This is a genomic window from Streptomyces sp. NPDC054956 (assembly GCF_053609185.1).
The window spans coordinates 1-1752 of sequence record NZ_JBSGXB010000037.1 but is presented as its reverse complement, the minus strand read 5'-3'; the positions used below and the strand labels follow the sequence as shown (position 1 = coordinate 1752).

1 protein-coding gene is annotated in these 1752 nt (G+C 76.5%); it reads left to right on the top strand.

All coding sequences use genetic code 11. The features are described from left to right. Window positions 1-199: 199 nt before the first annotated feature. On the top strand, window positions 200-1752 hold a 1553-nt coding region (locus tag ACWGDE_RS09780), incomplete at its 3' end, for a bifunctional 3'-5' exonuclease/DNA polymerase (protein ID WP_453388459.1).

Genomic DNA, 1752 nt, shown 5'->3' with positions numbered 1-1752 from the left:
GCCCCCCACATCCCCCCCCCGCTGCGGCGGGCCCCGCCCCGGGCGCGCCCCGCCCCCCCCCCCCGCTACGGGGGAAGGGCGGGTAGGGGACTTCGCCCCGCGCAGCGGACCACGCGCAGCCGGGCCCGCCGGCCGGGCCGGGGACAGCCCCGCGCGGCGCGCCACGCCCCTGTCAGACCCCGGTGGGACACTCGCACTCATGACCGAGCGCACTCCCCGGTGGGCCCTCGCCGAGGACGGCGACGGCCTGTGGCAGGCCATGCCACTGGACCCCACCGCGGGCGGAGCCCGCGTCACGACCAAAGACCCCGCCGAGGCGATCCGCGCCGCCCCCGCCACCACCCGCTGGATCTGGCGATCCACCGCGGCCGTCTACCCCCGTCTCCTCGCCACCGGCACCCGCGTGGACCGCTGCCACGACATCGAGGACGCCGAGCTCCTGCTCCTCGCCCACGAGGGCCGCCTCGGCGAACCCCGCTCGGCGGCGGCCGCCTGGGCCCGCCTCACCAACGCGCCGGTTCCGCCCGACCCCCCGCAGCGCGCGGCGGAGCCGGGTACGCAGCACTCCCTCTTCGACCCCCAGCCGGCCCCCGTCCCCCTCGACGCGCTGGTCGCCATCCACGCCGACCAGACGAAGCGGATCGAGGCCACCTCCCACCCCGCCCGGATGCGGCTGCTCGTCGCCTCGGAGTCGGCCGCCTTCCTGGTGGCCGCCGAGATGAACCGCGCGGGGCTGCCCTGGCGGGCCGACGTGCACCGGGCGCTGCTCACCGAGCTGCTCGGCGAGCGGTACGCGGGCCGGGGCCAGCCCCGCCGGCTCGCCGAGCTCGCCGACGAGGTCTCCGCCGCGTTCGGCCGCCGCGTACGTCCCGAGCTGGCGGCCGACGTCATCAAGGCCTTCGCGGAGGCGGGGATCAAGCTCAAGTCCACCCGCCGCTGGGAGATCCAGGAGCTCGACCACCCCGCCGTCAAACCCCTCGTCGAGTTCAAGAAGCTGTACCGGATCTACACCGCGCACGGCTGGGGCTGGCTCGCCGACTGGGTCCACGACGGCCGTTTCCGCCCCGAGTTCATCCCGGGCGGCACCTACACCGGCCGCTGGGTCACCAACGGCGGCGGCGCCCTGCAGATCCCCAAGGTGATCCGGCGGGCCGTCGTCGCCGACCCGGGCTGGCGGCTCGTCGTGGCCGACGCCGACCAGATGGAGCCGCGGGTGCTCGCCGCGATCTCCCGCGACCCCGCCTTCATGGAGGTGGCCGGCCGCCCGGAGGACCTGTACACCTCCATCTCCCGCCAGGGCTTCTCCGGCGACCGGGACATGGCCAAGATCGCCGTGCTCGGCGCGGTGTACGGGCAGACCTCCGGCGACGGCCTGAAGAACCTGGCCGCGCTGCGCCGCCGGTTCCCCCGCGCCGTGGCCTACGTGGACGACGCCGCGAAGGCGGGCGAGGAGGGTCGGCTCGTACGGACCTGGCTGGGCCGCACCTGCCCGCCGCCGGCCGAGCCGGGGGACGCCGAGGAGCCCCCCGACGGCTACGTCCCGAGCTACGCCTCTACCGACGCCCGGGCCCGCGGCCGCTTCACCCGCAACTTCGTGGTGCAGGGCAGCGCCGCGGACTGGGCGCTGCTGCTGCTCGCGGCCCTGCGCCAGTCGATCGCGGCGGCGGGGATGCGGGCCGAGCTCGTCTTCTTCCAGCACGACGAGGTCATCGTGCACTGCCCGCAGGAGGAGGCGGAGGCGGTGGTCGCCGC